At 33.9% G+C, this 18988-nt stretch carries 16 protein-coding genes; 11 read left to right on the forward strand and 5 right to left on the reverse strand.

All coding sequences use genetic code 11. The features are described from left to right. Positions 1-42: 42 nt before the first annotated feature. Positions 43-1971: a ribosomal protection-like ABC-F family protein gene (gene abc-f, locus MUA21_RS08525; RefSeq protein ID WP_046206526.1), complete on the forward strand. Its 1929-nt coding sequence runs from the start codon at positions 43-45 to the stop codon at positions 1969-1971. 345 nt (positions 1972-2316) lie between these two features. Next, positions 2317-3918 (forward strand): MutS-related protein, encoded by a 1602-nt coding sequence (locus MUA21_RS08530; RefSeq protein ID WP_262561076.1) that lies wholly within the window; start codon positions 2317-2319, stop codon positions 3916-3918. A 102-nt stretch (positions 3919-4020) separates the two neighbouring features. Here the strand turns inward: MUA21_RS08530 and MUA21_RS08535 are convergent, their stop codons facing one another. The 5 genes from MUA21_RS08535 to tsaE all read right to left on the reverse strand — a co-directional run bounded on the left by MUA21_RS08535 (position 4021) and on the right by tsaE (position 7334). After that, a complete protein-coding gene (locus MUA21_RS08535; RefSeq protein WP_064209770.1) occupies positions 4021-4443 on the reverse strand; it encodes a VOC family protein in 423 nt (140 codons plus the stop codon). 328 nt (positions 4444-4771) lie between these two features. Then, a complete protein-coding gene (gene tsaD / locus MUA21_RS08540; protein WP_107526303.1) occupies positions 4772-5800 on the reverse strand; it encodes a tRNA (adenosine(37)-N6)-threonylcarbamoyltransferase complex transferase subunit TsaD in 1029 nt (342 codons plus the stop codon). Continuing rightward, positions 5793-6218, reverse strand: a complete 426-nt coding sequence (rimI, locus tag MUA21_RS08545; protein ID WP_397610387.1) for a ribosomal protein S18-alanine N-acetyltransferase — start codon at positions 6216-6218, stop codon at positions 5793-5795. Before rimI ends, tsaD begins: the two co-directional genes overlap by 8 nt. An 11-nt stretch (positions 6219-6229) precedes the next feature. Further along, the gene (gene tsaB / locus MUA21_RS08550) at positions 6230-6892 is read right to left on the reverse strand and encodes a tRNA (adenosine(37)-N6)-threonylcarbamoyltransferase complex dimerization subunit type 1 TsaB (RefSeq protein WP_107526304.1); all 663 of its coding nucleotides are present in this window, start codon (positions 6890-6892) and stop codon (positions 6230-6232) included. Further along, positions 6873-7334 (reverse strand): tRNA (adenosine(37)-N6)-threonylcarbamoyltransferase complex ATPase subunit type 1 TsaE, encoded by a 462-nt coding sequence (gene tsaE, locus MUA21_RS08555; protein ID WP_107526305.1) that lies wholly within the window; start codon positions 7332-7334, stop codon positions 6873-6875. Before tsaE ends, tsaB begins: the two co-directional genes overlap by 20 nt. Positions 7335-7947: 613 nt before the next feature. On the opposite strand from tsaE, the gene ilvD reads away from it, so the two are divergent. The 9 genes from ilvD to ilvA all read left to right on the forward strand — a co-directional run bounded on the left by ilvD (position 7948) and on the right by ilvA (position 18916). Further along, the gene (gene ilvD, locus MUA21_RS08560; protein WP_262561077.1) at positions 7948-9636 is read left to right on the forward strand and encodes a dihydroxy-acid dehydratase; all 1689 of its coding nucleotides are present in this window, start codon (positions 7948-7950) and stop codon (positions 9634-9636) included. Between the two features lie 12 nt (positions 9637-9648). Then, positions 9649-11439, forward strand: a complete 1791-nt coding sequence (gene ilvB, locus MUA21_RS08565) for a biosynthetic-type acetolactate synthase large subunit (RefSeq protein ID WP_262561078.1) — start codon at positions 9649-9651, stop codon at positions 11437-11439. Then, positions 11436-11909, forward strand: coding sequence for an acetolactate synthase small subunit (gene ilvN / locus MUA21_RS08570; RefSeq protein WP_046206534.1), 474 nt, complete (start codon positions 11436-11438; stop codon positions 11907-11909). Before ilvB ends, ilvN begins: the two co-directional genes overlap by 4 nt. A 44-nt stretch (positions 11910-11953) precedes the next feature. Then, positions 11954-12958 (forward strand): ketol-acid reductoisomerase, encoded by a 1005-nt coding sequence (ilvC, locus tag MUA21_RS08575; protein WP_262561079.1) that lies wholly within the window; start codon positions 11954-11956, stop codon positions 12956-12958. A 124-nt stretch (positions 12959-13082) separates the two neighbouring features. Continuing rightward, positions 13083-14618 carry a 2-isopropylmalate synthase gene (locus MUA21_RS08580; RefSeq protein ID WP_064210002.1) on the forward strand — a complete coding sequence of 512 codons (1536 nt, stop codon included), beginning with the start codon at positions 13083-13085 and terminating at the stop codon, positions 14616-14618. Further along, entirely contained in the window at positions 14615-15655 is a 1041-nt protein-coding gene (gene leuB, locus MUA21_RS08585; RefSeq protein ID WP_262561080.1) for a 3-isopropylmalate dehydrogenase, read from the forward strand. Before MUA21_RS08580 ends, leuB begins: the two co-directional genes overlap by 4 nt. Positions 15656-15672: 17 nt before the next feature. After that, a complete protein-coding gene (gene leuC / locus MUA21_RS08590) occupies positions 15673-17043 on the forward strand; it encodes a 3-isopropylmalate dehydratase large subunit (protein ID WP_262561081.1) in 1371 nt (456 codons plus the stop codon). Position 17044: 1 nt separating this feature from the next. Continuing rightward, positions 17045-17620 carry a 3-isopropylmalate dehydratase small subunit gene (gene leuD, locus MUA21_RS08595; RefSeq protein ID WP_262561083.1) on the forward strand — a complete coding sequence of 192 codons (576 nt, stop codon included), beginning with the start codon at positions 17045-17047 and terminating at the stop codon, positions 17618-17620. Positions 17621-17647: 27 nt separating this feature from the next. Then, positions 17648-18916: a threonine ammonia-lyase IlvA gene (ilvA, locus tag MUA21_RS08600; protein ID WP_046206540.1), complete on the forward strand. Its 1269-nt coding sequence runs from the start codon at positions 17648-17650 to the stop codon at positions 18914-18916. Positions 18917-18988 lie beyond the last annotated feature (72 nt).

Below are 18988 nucleotides of genomic sequence, written 5' to 3' on the forward strand. Positions count from 1 at the left end.
GAATACGGTAGAATGATAATGAATAGAGAGGTGCAAAATCGGATGATATTATTACAATTAAATGACATTACTAAATCATTCGACGGAGAAGATATTTTTAACAATGTAGATTTTGAAGTGAAAACTGGTGAACGTATTGGTATCGTAGGACGTAACGGTGCTGGTAAATCTACATTAATGAAAATTATTGCTGGCGTCGAAGGTTATGATAGTGGACATGTTTCAAAAAGTAAAAATTTAAAACTTGGTTATTTAACACAACAAATGACACTCAACACAAACCAAACTGTGATTGAAGAAATGTCTAAACCTTTTGAAAATATGAAAAAGCTAGAAGCTGAAATGAAAAAAGAAACAGATTGGTTAGCACAACATGCAAATGCATATGATACAGACGAATATAAAAGTCATATCGATCGTTATGAATATTTATCCAATGAATTCGAACAACAGGATGGATATCAATATGAAAGTAAAATAAAAACCGTGCTCCATGGACTGAATTTTACTGAAGCGGATTTCAATCGCCCTATTAATGATTTTAGTGGTGGTCAAAAAACTAGGCTTTCATTAGCCCAAATGTTATTAAGTGAACCTGATTTATTATTACTTGATGAACCTACTAACCATTTGGATATGGAAACAACACAATGGTTAGAAAGTTATTTAAACTATTTTAAAGGTGCTATTGTTATCATTAGCCATGACAGATATTTTTTAGATAAAATAGTCAATCAAATCTATGATGTAGCCCTTGGCGATGTGCAACATTATATAGGTAATTATAAACAATTTATTGAAAAAAGAGATAAGTATTATGAAAAACGCATGCAAGAATATGAACGTCAACAAGATGAGATTAAACGCTTAGAAACTTTTGTTGAGAAAAATATAGCAAGGGCTTCAACTACTGGTATGGCAAAAAGCCGTAGAAAAATGCTTGAAAAAATGGAAAGAATCAATAAACCAATGATTGATGCCAAAAGTGCTAATATCCAATTTGACTTTGATAGAAATACAGGAAATGATGTTTTCCATATCAAAGATTTAGATATTGGATATGAGCAGCCAGTTACCAAAGGTATCAATATTGAAGTGACTAAAGGAGACCATATCGCCATTATTGGGCCTAACGGTATCGGAAAATCGACTTTAATCAAAACAATTGCAGGTATTCAACCGAAATTGAACGGAGAAATCACTACTGGTGCAAATTTAAAAATCGGTTACTATGATCAAAAACAAGCTGAATTCAAATCTAGTAAAACAATACTAGATTATCTGTGGGACCAATACCCTTCAATGAATGAAAAAGATATTCGCGCAGTACTCGGCCGATTTTTATTTGTACAAGAAGATGTTAAAAAAATCATTAATGACCTTTCTGGTGGTGAAAAAGCTAGATTGCAATTAGCTTTATTAATGCTTGAGCGTAACAATGTACTTATCTTAGATGAACCTACAAATCATCTCGATATAGATTCAAAAGAAATGTTAGAGCAAGCATTGGATCATTTTGAAGGTACGATTTTATTTGTTTCTCACGATCGTTATTTTATAAATCAACTTGCAAACAAAGTTTATGATTTGGACATTCATGGTGGCACAATGTATTTAGGAAATTATCAATATTTTATTGAGAAAAAAGAAGAAAATGAAGCAATTCAAGCTAAAAAGGAAAATGAAACTTCACATCAAACAAAACCAATAGAATCACAAAATGATCATTATACTGATCAAAAACTTCAAAAACGTGAACAACGCCAAATTGAACGACAAATTGATGAATGCGAAACTAAAATAGATAACTTTGAAACTAAAATCAATGAAATCAATGAAATGCTAACTCTGCCAGATATATACAGTGATCCAGAGGAAGCAAAGCGTTTAGCTAAAGAGAAAGAAAATAGCGAACAAGCATTAGAACAAGTTATGTCAGAATGGGCAGAATTACAAGAAAAGTTAATTTAAAGCATATTTGAACTAAAAGTACGAAAATGAAAAATTCATTTTTCGTACTTTTTTATTAACTTTTTACACATTAACTATTCACAACTTTAACCCTATCATCAAAGCTATCCACAGAGTTATCCTAGTTATACACAGGTAAAATGTTACTTTTTCGCCAATGAATATTCAGAAAACAATGTATGTCCACACATTTGCCCACGACTTATCAACAAGTTATACACTAATTGTTGATAAGTACGCACGTTCTCTATTGACATCTATAAATATTTAACTTAAATAGCGATTTGTATATCAATTTATTTCATGACATAATAAAGCATATTAATTTAGTATGAGGTGAAACTTATGTATCCTATTCTTTGGTTCCTAATCGCTTTAATAATTGGAACAACTCTTTTATTTATTATCACAACAATCATTGCCAATAAAAAGTTAATACATGATATCAAACCTTTATGGTCCTTAAGAAAGCCTTTAGAATCTTTTGTACGACCAAATCACAGGTATAGTTATCAATTCGATACATATAAACACCAGTTTGATGAAACAAATCTGATAGATGATAAAACTTACGCAGACTTGAATTTAAAAGCCCTTTTCGACAGCATGAACTTTAATTTTACTACTATTGGTGAGATGCGTTTATATGCAACTTTAAGGAAAATGTTCACCATTCATAATCAGATGTTAATTCAAAAATTTAAAAATGACGAACTTTTTCGACTAAAGATATCGACCCACCTTGCTAAAATCGGTAAAGCGATTTATCCAACGTTCCCTGATCAACTAACTACAGTGAAACGCAATCATCTGTATATGTTGACTACATATTTACCGTTAGTCTTTTTACTATTTGCATTTTTAAAACCTGAAATCGGTATTCTTTTAACTATACTTGTTGCTATATTTAATATGATTTTAAGTGGCGTACTCAAAAGGACATTTGATCAAGACTTAAATTCATTATTTTATACATCAAATGTTATTAAAAAGGCTTATGCAATTCACAAAATAGATGGTGCGCCTACCATTGATGTTGACTTTAGTCATTTTAAAGTTGCTCGTAGGCTAAGTGGTCTATTGGGAAGAGTTAATACAGCAGAAGATTCTATGATATTTGTATTCTTATTAAAAGCAATATTTATGTTGGACTACCATATCTTCCATTTAATACAACATAGCTTTAAAAAATATGAAGCTGAAGTTATGGCGTGTTATGAATATATAGGAAGTATAGACAATCACTATGCAATAGCATTGTGGAGAGAAACATTAACACAATATGCATTGCCTCAAGCAAGTAATGATGATTCAGTAGAATTTGAAGCACTTACACACCCACTGCTTGTCGATGCTATTTCTAATGATTTAGTAATTAATAGTCATATATTATTAACTGGTTCGAACGCGTCAGGCAAGTCAACATTTATGAAAGCAATCGCCTTAAATCTTTTACTAGCTCAAACGATAAATACAGTTACAGCAAAGTACTTTAAATATAAACCTGGCTTAATTTTCACCTCCATGGTGAACCAAGATGATATCTTGTCTGGCGATAGTTATTTTATGACAGAAATCAAATCTATTAAACGATTATTTGATTTAAAAACAGAGGATAAAATTTATTGCTTCATTGATGAAATATTTAAAGGGACTAATACAACAGAACGAATTGCCGCTTCTGAATCCGTGTTAAATTATTTAGGCAATAGCCAAAATTACGAAATCATAGCTGCGACCCATGATATTGAATTAGCTACATTATTAGAATATCAGTACAAAAACTTTCACTTTAACGAAACCATTTATGAAAATGAGATTGCTTTTGATTTTAAAATTAAACCTGGCAAAGCAGATACAAGAAATGCAATTGAATTATTAAGAATCTTAAAATTTCCTAATCAAGTATATACACGTGCTAAAACATCCTCCAATCAATTCCTTTAAGACTTAGACCAAATCATTTAACTACAAATGTGCTAATAAATACAGAAAAGGAACAATGAAGTTTATATTCGCTTCATTGTTCCTTTATTTGCTTTAACTATTTTATTCAGCATTAATCATCCAAGTAATACCGAAAGGATCATTAAACATGCCATATAATTCTGACCACTCCGTTTTACCTAACGGCATTGCCTCTTCACAACCAGCTGCTATTGCATTGTTAAAGAAATCGATGGCTAGTTGTTTATCCGCTTCATTACTGTGATCAAATGTAAATGTTACAATTGCACCACTATTATCGATTTTTTTATTTTTCCATGTGTCACTACAATAAAATGTTTCACCTAAAACTTTAAATGAAGCATTCATTGTAAAGTTTTTGTCTACTTGGAATTCTTCTGGCATATCTTTAAACATTTCATGGTCACCACCAATACGTTGAATATCTGTGGCACCTAAATTTTTTTCATAAAAGTCTAATGCTGCTAAACTATTTTCAAAATTAAAATACTGAACTGATTTCATTGATAAGCCGCCTCCTGATAATGTAATTCTAAATTTACATTATTCTATATAGTATGACTATACATTAAAATATATACCCCTTTTTTAATATTTAAACATTTGAACTTAATAATATTTATAATGTACATATTTTTTTATTTAACGAAATACATAGCATTAAACTTTTAAAAAAGAAGTAGAAACATCAAACATTGATTTAATATTCCTACTTCCTAATTTCATATATAATTAATCTAAGCTGTATCCATTTTTATAGAGATAATATCATATTAAGTTAATATTACACTAAATGAAGTGATTACATTTTTAAATGTTCATCCTATCACGTTTAATTGTTTATTGAAAATTGCTCTATATCCATATCATTAAATCCATTTAATGACATGTCACCAACAAATCCAGCTTGATATAAATAATGTGCTGCAGCACCAATCATAGCAGCATTATCTGTACAAAGTTTTGGGCTCGGTATTCGCAAATTAATCTCATGTTGCTTACAGGATTTATCAAGCGCTGCTCTTAAACCTTTATTACTGGCGACACCACCCGCAATAATTAACTGTTTCACATCATATGCCTCACAAGCTGACACTGCTTTGCCAACTAAAACTTCGACAACACTATTTTGAAAACTCGTTGCTACATCTTCAGGTTTTATTTCAGCTCCTTTTTGTCGTAAATTATGCAATTTATTTATGACTGCACTTTTTAATCCACTAAAACTAAAATCGTAACTATTAGCCTCTAACCAAACTCTCGGGAAATTATAGCTATCTTGACCTTTTGCAGCTAATCGATCAACTTGTGGCCCACCTGGATAGCCTAAACCAATCGTTCTCGCCACTTTATCATAGGCTTCGCCAACAGCATCATCTCTAGTTTCTCCTATGACTTCAAAATTCAAATGATCTTTCATGTATACTAGTTCAGTATGCCCACCTGACACGATTAATGCTATTAAAGGAAATTGTAATGGTTGTTCTAAATGATTCGCATAAATATGTCCTGCAATATGATGTACAGGTATCAATGGTTTATTGTAAGCAAAAGCTAACGCCTTAGCTGCATTAATGCCAACTAACAATGCACCTATGAGTCCAGGACCCTGAGTTACCGCTACTGCATCTATATCTTCCATGGATACATTTGCTTCATATAATGCTTGATCAATTGTCGTTGTAATACCTTCAACGTGGTGCCGGCTAGCGACCTCAGGTACCACACCTCCAAATCGCTTATGACTTTCAATTTGACTCAATACAATATTACTTAAAATTTCTGTGCCTTGCTTAATAATGCTTACACTTGTTTCGTCACAACTTGACTCAACTGCTAAAATCAATGTTTGATTACTCATTTAAATTCACCCACATCACTATTGCATCCTCACCTTCACCATAATAGTTCTTACGTTTGCCTCCGAATTGGAATCCCAAATTTGTATACACATGTTGTGCCACCACATTATCTATACGAACCTCTAAACTCATAATTTCACATTTGGTTTGTACATAATTCATCGCGTATTTTAATAATAATTGTCCTAATCCATAGCCTCTATATGATTCATCTATCGCAACTGTTGTAATCTGCGCTTGATCTATCACTATCCAAATGCCAATATAACCAATAATCACATTATTAAACTCAATTATAAAATAATGTGCAAACTCATTCTGTTCTATTTCATGATAAAAAGCATCGATTGTCCAACTACTGTCGTTAAAACTATTTCTTTCAATATCAAATACTTGAGGTACATCCTTCATAGTCATCAAGCGTATATTTAGTTCTTTTTCTGTTGGTTTAACCAATTTCTTTCGGCCTCTGACAATTTAATATAATTGGGTTTAAATTGATGTATATCTTCAGTAGTTTCAACTAAATGCTTCATATATTTTGCTTTTGGTATATTAGGTATGCAATCACTATCTAATAAATCTTTTACTTTTTCAGTGTCTATGCCAACAAATACATATGGTTTTCCCATTCTATGTAATAAGTTGAGAAGTTCTTGTATTGGTAAATATTGATCTTCTTCTACTTGGAGCAATTGGTTTCCATTATATCGATAAACTCCACTGTATACTGCTTCTCTACGTGCATCAAATATCGGCACCAAAAGTCGTTCATCGTCTTGAACAGTTGCAGCTAACGCTTTTAGCGAAGAAACACCATATAGTTCAGCATTCAATGCATAGGCCAAAGTTTTAGCAACCGTTACGCCAATTCTAAGTCCAGTATAAGAGCCAGGTCCTTGCGCGACAATAATCGCATTTATTTCTTCTTTTGCAATTCCACTCTCATGAAACAACCGTTGAATCGCCGGCATTAACTGAGTAGAATGATTTTGCTTCACGTTAGTATTGATTTCACCTAGAACTACATTATTTTGCATAACTGCAACAGACAACGGTTGATTAGATGTATCAATCAACAGATAAATCATGTTCAACGGCCTCCTTTAACTTTTTGTAATGTTGACCTACTGCTTTCATTTCTATATTTCTTGTCGTTTCATTTATGGTTTTAATATTTATAGTTAGGTGATTATTTGGTAAAAATGATTCGATAAATTCACTCCACTCAATCAATGTGACAGCTTGATCTTCAAAATATTCATCAAATCCCAAATCTTCTTCACTATCTTCTAATCTATAACAATCCATATGATGTAACTTAAATGCATTTCCTTGATAAGATTTAATGATGTTAAACGTTGGGGAATTTATATTGCGTTTTACGCCCATAGCTTTACCAATAAATTGCGTTAATGTTGTCTTACCAGCACCTAAATCACCATTTAATAAAATAATGTCCCCTGCAGATAAATGTTTCGCTAACAATTTTGCAAAATGTTCCATACTTTCTAAATCATTTATTTTAATCATATGTCTCTCCTTTTTTAACGACACTTCCAAATCGATTGGATTAGTGTCGCATATGCTTGTGCATCGCTCAAGTATTTCTATTTACTTCCAAATCAATAATGATGGATAAAAAATGTTTTAAATTCACTAACATTAAAAATGACTACTTTCTTATTGATTTTTATCAGCACTAAATGATCATCTATTACTTTAATACTTTATTATCATTAAATTAACTACTATAGTTTAACAAATTTTTTCTTATTTTACTTCAAACTAAAACAAGTTCCAACATTTTGAAATTATTTGAATTGATAGAAAATTTTAAAAAATCATTGACAGCACAAGTTCAATATAGTAAATTTAATTTATCGAATTTTTAGACAATTCAATTTAACACATTAACAGATAAACCATTCTAACGGAAAGGAGCATAATAAGATGACCAAATATACAATGCAATACCAACCAACAACTTCAAATATTTTAGTCATTTTATTATGCTATTAGGACTGGAACTTTAGTAAAGAATCTACTAAATGTTTAAGTCCTATTTCTAGTTGAATGGGACTTGAAAGCGTCCCAATTATTTATTGGGACGCTTTTTTATTTTCAAATTTATGGGGGAATTAATATGAGAAGCGATATGATCAAAAAAGGAGATCATCAAGCTCCAGCAAGAAGCCTTTTGCATGCAACAGGCGCTTTAGAAAACCCAACAGATATGAATAAGCCTTTCGTAGCTATATGTAATTCATATATCGACATTGTACCAGGACACGTTCACCTAAGAGAATTAGCTGACATTGCTAAAGAAGCCATTCGAGAAGCAGGTGCCATCCCCTTTGAATTTGACACAATCGGTGTAGATGATGGTATTGCAATGGGACATATTGGAATGAGATATTCACTGCCATCTAGAGAAATTATTGCCGATGCTGCAGAAACAGTTATCAATGCACACTGGTTTGATGGTGTCTTTTACATACCGAACTGTGACAAGATTACACCTGGCATGTTACTAGCAGCTGTAAGAACCAATGTTCCAGCTATTTTTTGTTCAGGTGGACCTATGAAAGCAGGTTTATCATCACAAGGTAAAGCATTAACACTTTCTTCAATGTTTGAAGCAGTTGGAGCATTTAAAGATGGTTCAATTTCAAAAGATGAGTTTTTAGATATGGAACAAAATGCTTGCCCTACTTGTGGTTCATGTTCTGGTATGTTTACAGCAAATTCAATGAATTGTTTAATGGAGGTTTTAGGCTTAGCTCTCCCATATAACGGTACAGCCCTAGCAGTAAGTGACCAACGTAGAGAAATGATTAGAGAAGCAGCATTTAAACTTGTTGATAATATCAAAAATGACATTAAACCAAGAGATATTGTTACTAAAGAAGCAATTGATGACGCATTTGCTTTAGACATGGCTATGGGGGGATCTACCAATACAGTACTACACACATTAGCGATTGCAAATGAAGCTGGCATTGATTATGACTTATCAAGAATAAATGAAATTGCGAAAAAAACGCCTTATTTGTCAAAAATAGCACCAAGTTCTTCCTATTCTATGCATGATGTACATGAAGCTGGTGGCGTTCCAGCTATCATTAACGAATTATTTAAAAAAGAAGGTACACTTCATCCAGACAGAATTACAGCCACAGGTAAAACACTTCGTGAAAATAACGAACACAAAGAGATATTAAATAGTGATGTAATCAGACACCTTGATAATCCATACGATAAACAAGGTGGCCTTTCAATCCTTTATGGTAACTTAGCTCCTAAAGGTGCGGTTATCAAAGTCGGTGGTGTTGATCCTTCAATTAAAGTCTTTAAAGGAAAAGCAATTTGTTTTGATTCACATGATGAAGCAGTTGAAGCAATTGACAATCACGTAGTACGTGAAGGTCATGTGGTTGTGATTAGGTATGAAGGCCCTAAAGGTGGACCAGGAATGCCGGAAATGTTGGCCCCTACATCATCTATTGTAGGAAGAGGGTTAGGTAAAGACGTTGCATTAATCACTGATGGTAGATTTTCCGGAGCAACACGAGGTATTGCTGTTGGTCATATTTCACCAGAAGCAGCGGCGGGTGGACCTATCGCTTTAATTGAAAACAACGACGATATCACAATTGATTTAACAAACAGAACATTAAATGTAGAAGTTACAGACGAAGTATTAGAATCTAGAAAACAAAACTTGAAACCATTTAAAGCAAAAGTGAAAACAGGTTATCTTGCACGCTATACAGCATTAGTAACGAGTGCTAATACTGGTGGTATTATGCAAGTACCTGAAGATCTCATTTAAGGAGTGAGTATGATGTCTAAACAAACTGAAATACTTGAATATGAAAAATCAGAAAATTTAGATTATTTTGAAACAGCAGAAGCAATTGAGCCCGAAGTTGAATTAGAAAAAGAAACAATTGATGAAATGAAATCTGGTTCAGAATTATTAGTAGATTCACTTGTAAATGAAGATGTAGATTTTATATTTGGTTACCCTGGTGGTGCTGTACTTCCACTATATGACACATTTTATGATGGGAAAATTAAACACATTCTAGCGAGACATGAACAAGGTGCTTCACACGCTGCTGAGGGTTATGCGCGTGTTTCTGGAAAAACTGGTGTCGTTGTCGTTACAAGTGGTCCTGGAGCAACAAATGCAATCACTGGTATTGCTGATGCTTATAGTGATTCACTACCGCTTGTCGTTATCACAGGTCAAGTTGCAACAGCTGGTATAGGGAAAGATGCTTTCCAAGAAGCAGACTTGCTTTCAATGACTACACCGATAACTAAACATAATTATCAGATTAAAAATGTAAATGAAATACCTAAAATAATCCATGAGGCATTTCACGTAGCAAACTCAGGAAGAAAAGGACCAGTCGTTATTGACTTCCCAAAAGATATGGGAATCTTATCTACTAACGCAGAAGTATCAAACGAATTGAACCTACCTGGTTATTCAGTTCCTAATCAACCAGACAAAACAGAAATTCAAAAATTACGTGATTATTTAAAATCTTCTAAAAAACCTGTGGTTTTATCAGGAGCTGGTGTAAATCACGCTAAGGCTAATGAAGTTTTCACTGAATTTGTTACACGACATCAATTGCCTGTAGTTAGTACTTTATTAGGGTTAGGTGCCATACCATATGAAAATCCCCTATTTTTAGGTATGGGGGGAATGCACGGATCATACGCAAGCAATATGGCATTAACAGATTGTGATTTACTTATAAACTTTGGCAGTCGTTTTGATGACAGACTTGCAAGTAAACCAGATGAATTTGCACCTAATGCAAAAATTGTTCATATCGACATTGATCCATCAGAAATAAATAAAATAATCAAAGTTGATTTAGGTATTGTTGCAGATTGTAAAGCAACTTTAGAAGCATTACTTGAATTCGACAGCTATTCAATCAACCATGATGACTGGTTAGAAACATGCTTTAACAATAAAGCAGAGCAACCTTTTGCATACAAAGAAGATCCAGATGGTACATTTTCAAAACCACAACGTACTATTGAATATATAGGAGAAATTACTAAAGGTGACGCAGTTGTTACAACTGATGTCGGTCAACATCAAATGTGGGTTGCCCAATATTATCCATTTAAAAATCACGGTCAATTAGTTACGAGTGGTGGCTTAGGAACAATGGGCTTTGGCATACCTGCTTCAATAGGTGCAAAATTAGCTGAACCTGATAAAACAGTCGTAGCTTTTGTTGGCGACGGTGGTTTCCAAATGACCAATCAAGAGTTAGCAATACTAGAAGAATACGATTTAGACATAAAAGTTGTAATTATAAATAACGGCACGTTAGGTATGGTTAAACAATGGCAAGATAAATTCTTTAACAAGCGTTTCTCTCATTCCGTATTTAATGGACAACCTGATTTCTTAAAATTGGGAGAAGCATACAATGTGAAAGGTTTCCTTATCGATGATCCAACACATTTAGAAGAACAACTAGACGCTGCTTTTGAACACAAAGGGCCTGCTCTCATTGATGTTCGTATCTCACCTATCGAACCTGTTAATCCTATGGTGCCTAGCGGTAAAGCTAATTATGAGATGGAGGGATTATTATGAGACGCACATTTAGAACAAAAGTTTTAGATAAAGCTGGTACTTTAAATAGATTAACGAGTATCTTTGTTCGCAGGCAATTTAACATTGTCACGTTATCAGTTACTCCAACGAGAGAAGATGGCGTTTCTAATATCACATTTGTAGCAGAAGTCCCAGATTCAGATGTTTTAAGAAACTTAATTAGCCAATTGGAAAAACAAATAAATATTATTGATGTAGAAGACATCACTGATACAAACACTTACAACAGAGAATTAGTGCTTGTGAAATTAGAAACACCAAGTAACCATCAAGATTTACAAAAAGTAATTAAACCATATGATGCGCTAGTCTCTATTTTAAAAAATGAGGATCCTTACACCTATCTTCAAGCCTCAGGTCCACAATATACAATGGATAATTTATTAGATGATCTATCATCATATAACATTGAACAAGTTTCAAGAACTGGTTCAGCCGGTTTAGTTTAAAACACAATTCATCAAACTATATTTAAAACATGGAGGATTTTATTATGACAACAGTTTATTATGACCAATCAGTAACGAAAGATGCATTACAAGGTAAAAAAGTAGCCATCATCGGCTATGGTTCACAAGGACATGCACATGCGCAAAACCTGAAAGATAACGGTTATGACGTGATTATTGGCATCAGACCAGGTCGTTCATTTGACAAAGCAAAAGATGATGGTTTCGAAGTATATCCTGTAAATGAGGCAGCAAAACAAGCTGATGTCATCATGGTATTATTACCAGATGAAATTCAAGGACAAGTATATAATGAAGAAATTGAACCTAATTTAGAGCCAAATAATGCACTTGTTTTCGCACATGGCTTTAATATTCACTTTAATGTTATTCAACCACCTGAAACAGTAGATGTATTTTTAGTAGCACCAAAAGGGCCTGGACATTTAGTTAGACGTACTTTCACAGAAGGTAGCGCCGTACCCGCCCTATTTGCAGTTGAACAAGATGCAAGTGGTGAAGCAACTGATTTAGCACTAAGTTACGCAAAAGGTATTGGTGCAACTCGTGCTGGGGTTTTAGAAACATCATTTAAAGAAGAAACTGAGACAGATTTATTCGGTGAACAAGCAGTACTTTGTGGTGGTACAACAAAACTAATTCAATCTGGTTTTGAAACATTAGTTGAAGCTGGTTATCAAGCAGAAATTGCTTACTTTGAAGTTTTACATGAAATGAAATTAATTGTTGATTTAATGTATGAAGGTGGCATGGAAAACATGCGCTATTCAATCTCAAATACAGCTGAATTTGGAGACTATGTATCAGGACCACGCGTAATCACTCCAGATGTTAAAGATAATATGAAAGCAGTACTTAACGATATTCAACAAGGAAACTTCAGCGATCGTTTCATCAAAGATAACGAAAATAATTTTGAAGAATTCCATAAACTACGTGAAGAACAACATGGACATCAAATTGAAGCGGTTGGTAGAGACCTACGTGAGATGATGCCATTTATTAAATCCAAGAGTATTGAAAAATAATTAGTTTTATGGTGATGCCTGAAGAATCAAGAGAAGTCCCCTAATTTAATTTTTAGGACAATTTTAGATTCTTCGGCTCATTCATCATATTGAACTAAAATCTATTTATTAGGAGATGTTTAAAATGACTAGCCATATTCAAATTTTTGATACGACACTAAGAGACGGAGAACAAACGCCAGGCGTAAACTTTTCCTTCGATGAACGCTTAAAAATTGCTAAACAACTTGAAAAATGGGGTGTTGATATCATCGAAGCTGGTTTCCCTGCTTCAAGTTCAGGTAGCTTTAAATCCGTAGAAGCGATTTCTAAAACATTAACAACCACTGCTGTTTGTGGCTTAGCACGTTGTGTCAAAAAAGATATTGATGCAGTGTATCAATCAACAAAAGAGGCAGTAAAACCTAGGATACATGTGTTCTTAGCAACTAGCCCTATTCACCGTGACTCAAAACTCATGATGTCCAAAGAAGAAGTGTTAGCATCAATCAAAGAGCATGTTGCTTATGCTACAGAATATTTTGACGTCGTTCAATTTTCACCAGAAGATGCTACAAGAACGGAACTACCTTTCTTAATCGAATGTGTTCAAACTGCAGTTGATGCGGGAGCAAGTGTCATCAATATACCTGATACAGTTGGATTCAGCTATCCTACAGAATATGGCAAAATTTTTAAAACACTCCAAGAAAGCATTAAAACGAATCATGAAGTTATTTATAGTGCACACTGTCACGATGACTTAGGCTTAGCTGTTGCAAATAGTATGTCTGCAATTGAAAATGGTGCAAAACGCATTGAAGGTACTTTAAATGGTATTGGTGAACGTGCAGGTAACACAGCCCTTGAGGAAGTTGCACTTGGCCTATACGTTCGACAAGATCATTATGGTAATCAAACACAAATAAATCTCGAAGAAACTAAAAATACATCTGATTTAATAGCACGATATGCAGGAATTCGAGTCCCAAGAAATAAAGCTATTGTCGGACAAAATGCTTTTAGTCACGAATCAGGTATTCATCAAGATGGTGTTCTTAAAAATCCTGAAACTTATGAGATTATGACACCACAATTAGTAGGCGTCAAAACAACTGAATTACCGCTCGGTAAATTATCTGGTAAACACGCTTTTTCAGAAAAATTAGTTGCATTGGGATATGATGTGGATGCCGAAGAACAAAAAGAACTATTTAAGCAATTTAAAACAATTGCTGATAAGAAAAAGTCTGTTACTGACAGGGATATACACGCTTTAATTCAAGGAACTGAACATGAACAAAATGCCATCTATAAAGTTGAAGCTCTGCAACTACAATTCGTCTCAAATGGACTACAAAGTGCTGTCGTAGTTATTCAAGATAAAGATGGAAATACGTATCAAGATTCAAGTATTGGTACTGGATCAATTGTTTCTGTATATAATGCAGTAGATCGAATTTTCAATCGCAAAACTGAACTTATAGACTATCGTATTGAATCTGTAACTGAAGGTACTGATGCACAAGCAGAAGTACATGTCCAAATTAAAATTGGAGATCAAATCGTTACTGGTGTAGGTATTGATCATGACATCTTATTAGCATCATGTAAATCATATGTTGAAGCACATGCTAAATACGTTTCTAATTCAGAAGTGAAAGAAGGTATTCACTCATGAGTTATAAGATTGTAGCACTTCCCGGGGATGGGATTGGACCGGAAATTTTAAATGGTTCACTAGAAATTCTTTCACAACTGAGTAATATCTATAATTTCGACTATGAAATAGAAACGCATGATTTCGGCGGTATTGCTATAGATAATCATGGTACGCCACTACCTGATACGACACTAAGTGCTTGTAAACAAGCAGACGCAATTCTATTGGGTGCTGTCGGTGGCCCAAGATGGACAGACCCTAATAATAGACCTGAACAAGGTCTGCTTGGTATTCGAAAAGCTTTAGGTCTATTTGCTAATATTCGCCCCACTACAGTAACGAGTGGTACCAGTCACTTATCACCTATTAAAAAAGAGCGTGTAGCTGGTACAGATTTTATTTTAGTGAGAGAGTTAACAGGTGGTATTTACTTTGGTGAACCAAAACATTGGAATGAGGATAAAGCTTTAGATTCCTTAACTTATACACGTACAGAAATAGAACGAATTGCAAGAGTTGCTTTTGATTTAGCTCAAAACCGTCGCAAAAAATTAACTTCTGTAGATAAGGAAAATGTACTTTCTTCCAGTAAATTATGGAGAAATGTAATAAATGATGTATCTAAAGACTATCCAGATGTTGAAGTTAATCATTTACTTGTAGATGCTTGTGCAATGCATATCATTACAAATCCTTCTCAATTTGACGTCATTGTAACAGAAAATTTTTTTGGAGATATATTAAGTGATGAGGCATCTGTAATTCCTGGCTCGCTTGGTCTTTCACCATCAGCTAGTTTTAGTGAAAAAGGACCAAGACTTTATGAACCCATTCATGGTTCTGCACCTGATATTGCAAATAAAGATATAGCAAATCCATTCGGTATGCTTTTATCAGTGGTTATGTGTTTAAGAAAAAGTCTTAATGCACCAGAGGCTGCTCATAGATTAGAATCAGTTATTTATCAACTTATCGAAGATGAAAAAACAACTCAAGATCTCAATGGTAAGTATAAAACAACTGATATTTTTAAATTCATTAAACAAAATCTTTAAAAAGGAGGAGATGTCATATGGGTAAAACACTATTTGACAAAGTTTGGAATAAGCATGTCTTAACCGGTAAAGAAGGTGACCCACAATTATTATATATAGACCTACATCTTATACACGAAGTCACATCTCCTCAAGCTTTTGAAGGACTTAGACTACAAAATAGAAAGCTGCGCAGACCTGATTTAACCTATGCGACGCTGGACCATAACGTTCCAACAGTTGATATTTTTAATATTAAAGATGAAATTGCTAATAAACAAATAACAACGCTTCAAAAAAATGCCAAAGAATTTGATGTGCATATTTTTGATATGGGTTCTGACGAACAAGGTATCGTGCATATGGTTGGTCCTGAAACTGGACTGACACAACCTGGAAAAACAATCGTATGCGGAGACTCTCATACAGCTACACATGGTGCTTTTGGTGCTATTGCATTTGGTATTGGAACTAGTGAAGTCGAACATGTTTTTGCAACACAAACACTATGGCAAACAAAGCCAAAAAATTTAAAAATTGATGTTACTGGTAAACTACCTACAGGCGTATATGCAAAAGATATTATTTTACATCTTATTAACCAATATGGTGTTGATTTTGGTACTGGATATGCACTTGAGTTTTCAGGTGAAACTATTCGTAGTCTATCAATGGAAGCAAGAATGACGATTTGTAATATGGCGATCGAAGCTGGTGCAAAGTATGGGATGATGGCGCCTGACGAAACTACATTTGAATATGTAAAAGGAAGACCTTATGCAACAAACTTTGCATATGATGTAGATGAATGGCGTGAACTTTACACAGATGATGATGCAAATTTTGATAAAATCATACGACTTGATGTTTCTGATTTAGAACCACAAGTTACCTGGGGTACTAACCCTGAAATGGGTGTTAGCTTTAATACACCATTTCCTGAAATTAATGATGTTAATGATGAACGGGCCTATAACTATATGGGACTAAAACCTGGCCAAAAAGCAGAAGATATTGATTTAGGTTATGTATTTTTAGGTTCTTGTACGAATGCTCGACTATCTGATCTAATAGAAGCAAGCCATATTGTAAAAGGAAATCAAGTGCATCCTAATATTACAGCAATCGTCGTTCCTGGTTCTAGAACAGTAAAGATAGAAGCAGAAAAATTAGGTCTTGATAAAGTGTTTAAAAATGCTGGATTTGAATGGAGAGAACCTGGTTGTTCAATGTGTCTTGGTATGAACCCTGACCAAGTACCTGCTGGTGTGCATTGTGCATCAACAAGTAATCGAAACTTTGAAGGACGCCAAGGCAAAGGGGCTCGAACACACTTAGTCTCCCCTGCTATGGCAGCTGCTGCAGCCATTAACGGGAAGTTTGTAGACGTAAGAAAGGTGGTTGTATAATATGGAAATCCAACCTATCACAACCTATACTGGTAAAGTTGTTCCATTATTTCATGATAATATTGATACTGACCAAATCATACCAAAAGTACATTTAAAACGAATTTCTAAATCTGGTTTTGGACCTTTTGCTTTTGATGAATGGCGCTACTTAGAGGATGGATCCGACAATCCAGATTTCAATCCAAATAAGCCAGAATACCAAGATGCCACGATTTTAGTAACAGGGGATAATTTTGGTTGTGGTTCGAGCCGTGAACATGCAGCTTGGGCAATTAAGGATTATGGTTTTGATATTATTATTGCCGGTAGTTATAGTGATATCTTTTATATGAACTGTACTAAAAATGCGATGTTACCTATCGTATTAAATGAAGAAGAACGTCAATACATTGCCAACGCAGGTAAAGTCACTGTTGATTTACCTAATCAAACTGTGACTGCGAATGATAAAACATTTCACTTTGATATTGATGAAACGTGGAAAAATAAACTTGTTAATGGACTTGATGACATTGCTGTAACACTACAATTCGAAAATGAAATTCAAACATATGAAACGTCAAAAGCTTTTTAACGAAACTTAAATAAAGGTGTGAAATTTATGGCTGTCAAAACAACTGTTTCTTCAAAAGATATAGATGAAGCTTTCTTACAATTGAAAGATGTTGTTAAAGAAACTCCTTTGCAAAAGGATCATTACTTATCGCTTAAATACGATTGTGATGTCTATTTAAAAAGAGAAGACTTACAATGGGTTCGATCTTTTAAATTAAGAGGTGCTTATAACGCAATTATAGCGTTAAATGAAAATGATAGACAAAACGGAATTACATGTGCAAGTGCAGGTAATCATGCACAAGGTGTTGCTTACACTGCCAACAAACTTAATTTAAATGCTGTTATATTTATGCCAGTAACTACACCTCTTCAAAAGATAAATCAGGTGAAATTTTTTGGTGGTAGTAACGCTGAAGTTGTGCTTACCGGCGATACATTTGATGATTGTCTAAAAGAGGCACTTACGTATACTCAAGATAATAAAATGAATTTCATCGATCCATTTAATAACATTTATACAATCGCTGGCCAAGGTACGTTAGCTAAAGAAATTTTAAAACAATCTAAAGAGGATAACATTCAATTTGATTATTTATTCGCAGCTATAGGCGGCGGTGGGTTAATTTCAGGGGTAGGCACTTACTTCAAAGAACATTCACCACAAACTTCTATCATTGGCGTAGAACCTGCCGGTGCGAGTAGTATGTATGCCTCTGTTGTACTAGAAAATCAAATAGTAACGTTACCTGAAATTGATAAATTTGTGGATGGTGCATCTGTAGCAAAAGTCGGTGAAATCACATATGATATTGCCAAAAATGTAGTAGATGACTATATTCAAGTACATGAAGGCGCTGTTTGTTCAACGATCTTGGACATGTATTCTAAACAAGCAATTATTGCGGAACCTGCTGGTGCTTTAAGTGTTTCAGCATTAGAACAATATCGTTCAGAAATTAAAGGTAAGACAGTTGTTTGTGTTGTAAGTGGCGGCAACAATGATATCAACCGTATGAAAGAAATCGAAGAACGTTCTTTATTATTTGAAGAAATGAAACATTACTTCATTCTCAACTTCCCACAAAGACCTGGCGCATTAAGAGAATTTGTAAATGACGTACTTGGACCAAAGGATGATATTACTAAATTTGAGTACCTTAAGAAAAGTTCTCAAAATACAGGAACTGTCATCATCGGCATACAATTAAATAACCATCAAGATTTAGATAACTTAAAGTCGAATGTCAATGAATTCGATCCTTCCAATATCTATATTAACGAAAACAAAATGCTTTATTCACTATTAATTTAAAAGTCTAGCTTATGCTAGACTTTTATTTTATATAAAGTACCACTTGCAGTTCTTCGAACTGGGAAGTTAAGC

Origin of the sequence: Staphylococcus ureilyticus (genome assembly GCF_025558845.1) — a bacterium.
GTDB lineage: Bacteria > Bacillota > Bacilli > Staphylococcales > Staphylococcaceae > Staphylococcus > Staphylococcus ureilyticus.

Coding starts and splice junctions, on each gene's coding strand:
- abc-f (WP_046206526.1), top strand. CDS start 43: ATGATATTATTACAATTAAATGACATTACTAAATCATTCGACGGAGAA.
- MUA21_RS08530 (WP_262561076.1), top strand. CDS start 2,317: ATGTATCCTATTCTTTGGTTCCTAATCGCTTTAATAATTGGAACAACT.
- MUA21_RS08535 (WP_064209770.1), bottom strand. CDS start 4,443: ATGAAATCAGTTCAGTATTTTAATTTTGAAAATAGTTTAGCAGCATTA.
- tsaD (WP_107526303.1), bottom strand. CDS start 5,800: ATGAGTAATCAAACATTGATTTTAGCAGTTGAGTCAAGTTGTGACGAA.
- rimI (WP_397610387.1), bottom strand. CDS start 6,218: ATGACTATGAAGGATGTACCTCAAGTATTTGATATTGAAAGAAATAGT.
- tsaB (WP_107526304.1), bottom strand. CDS start 6,892: ATGATTTATCTGTTGATTGATACATCTAATCAACCGTTGTCTGTTGCA.
- tsaE (WP_107526305.1), bottom strand. CDS start 7,334: ATGATTAAAATAAATGATTTAGAAAGTATGGAACATTTTGCAAAATTG.
- ilvD (WP_262561077.1), top strand. CDS start 7,948: ATGAGAAGCGATATGATCAAAAAAGGAGATCATCAAGCTCCAGCAAGA.
- ilvB (WP_262561078.1), top strand. CDS start 9,649: ATGTCTAAACAAACTGAAATACTTGAATATGAAAAATCAGAAAATTTA.
- ilvN (WP_046206534.1), top strand. CDS start 11,436: ATGAGACGCACATTTAGAACAAAAGTTTTAGATAAAGCTGGTACTTTA.
- ilvC (WP_262561079.1), top strand. CDS start 11,954: ATGACAACAGTTTATTATGACCAATCAGTAACGAAAGATGCATTACAA.
- MUA21_RS08580 (WP_064210002.1), top strand. CDS start 13,083: ATGACTAGCCATATTCAAATTTTTGATACGACACTAAGAGACGGAGAA.
- leuB (WP_262561080.1), top strand. CDS start 14,615: ATGAGTTATAAGATTGTAGCACTTCCCGGGGATGGGATTGGACCGGAA.
- leuC (WP_262561081.1), top strand. CDS start 15,673: ATGGGTAAAACACTATTTGACAAAGTTTGGAATAAGCATGTCTTAACC.
- leuD (WP_262561083.1), top strand. CDS start 17,045: ATGGAAATCCAACCTATCACAACCTATACTGGTAAAGTTGTTCCATTA.
- ilvA (WP_046206540.1), top strand. CDS start 17,648: ATGGCTGTCAAAACAACTGTTTCTTCAAAAGATATAGATGAAGCTTTC.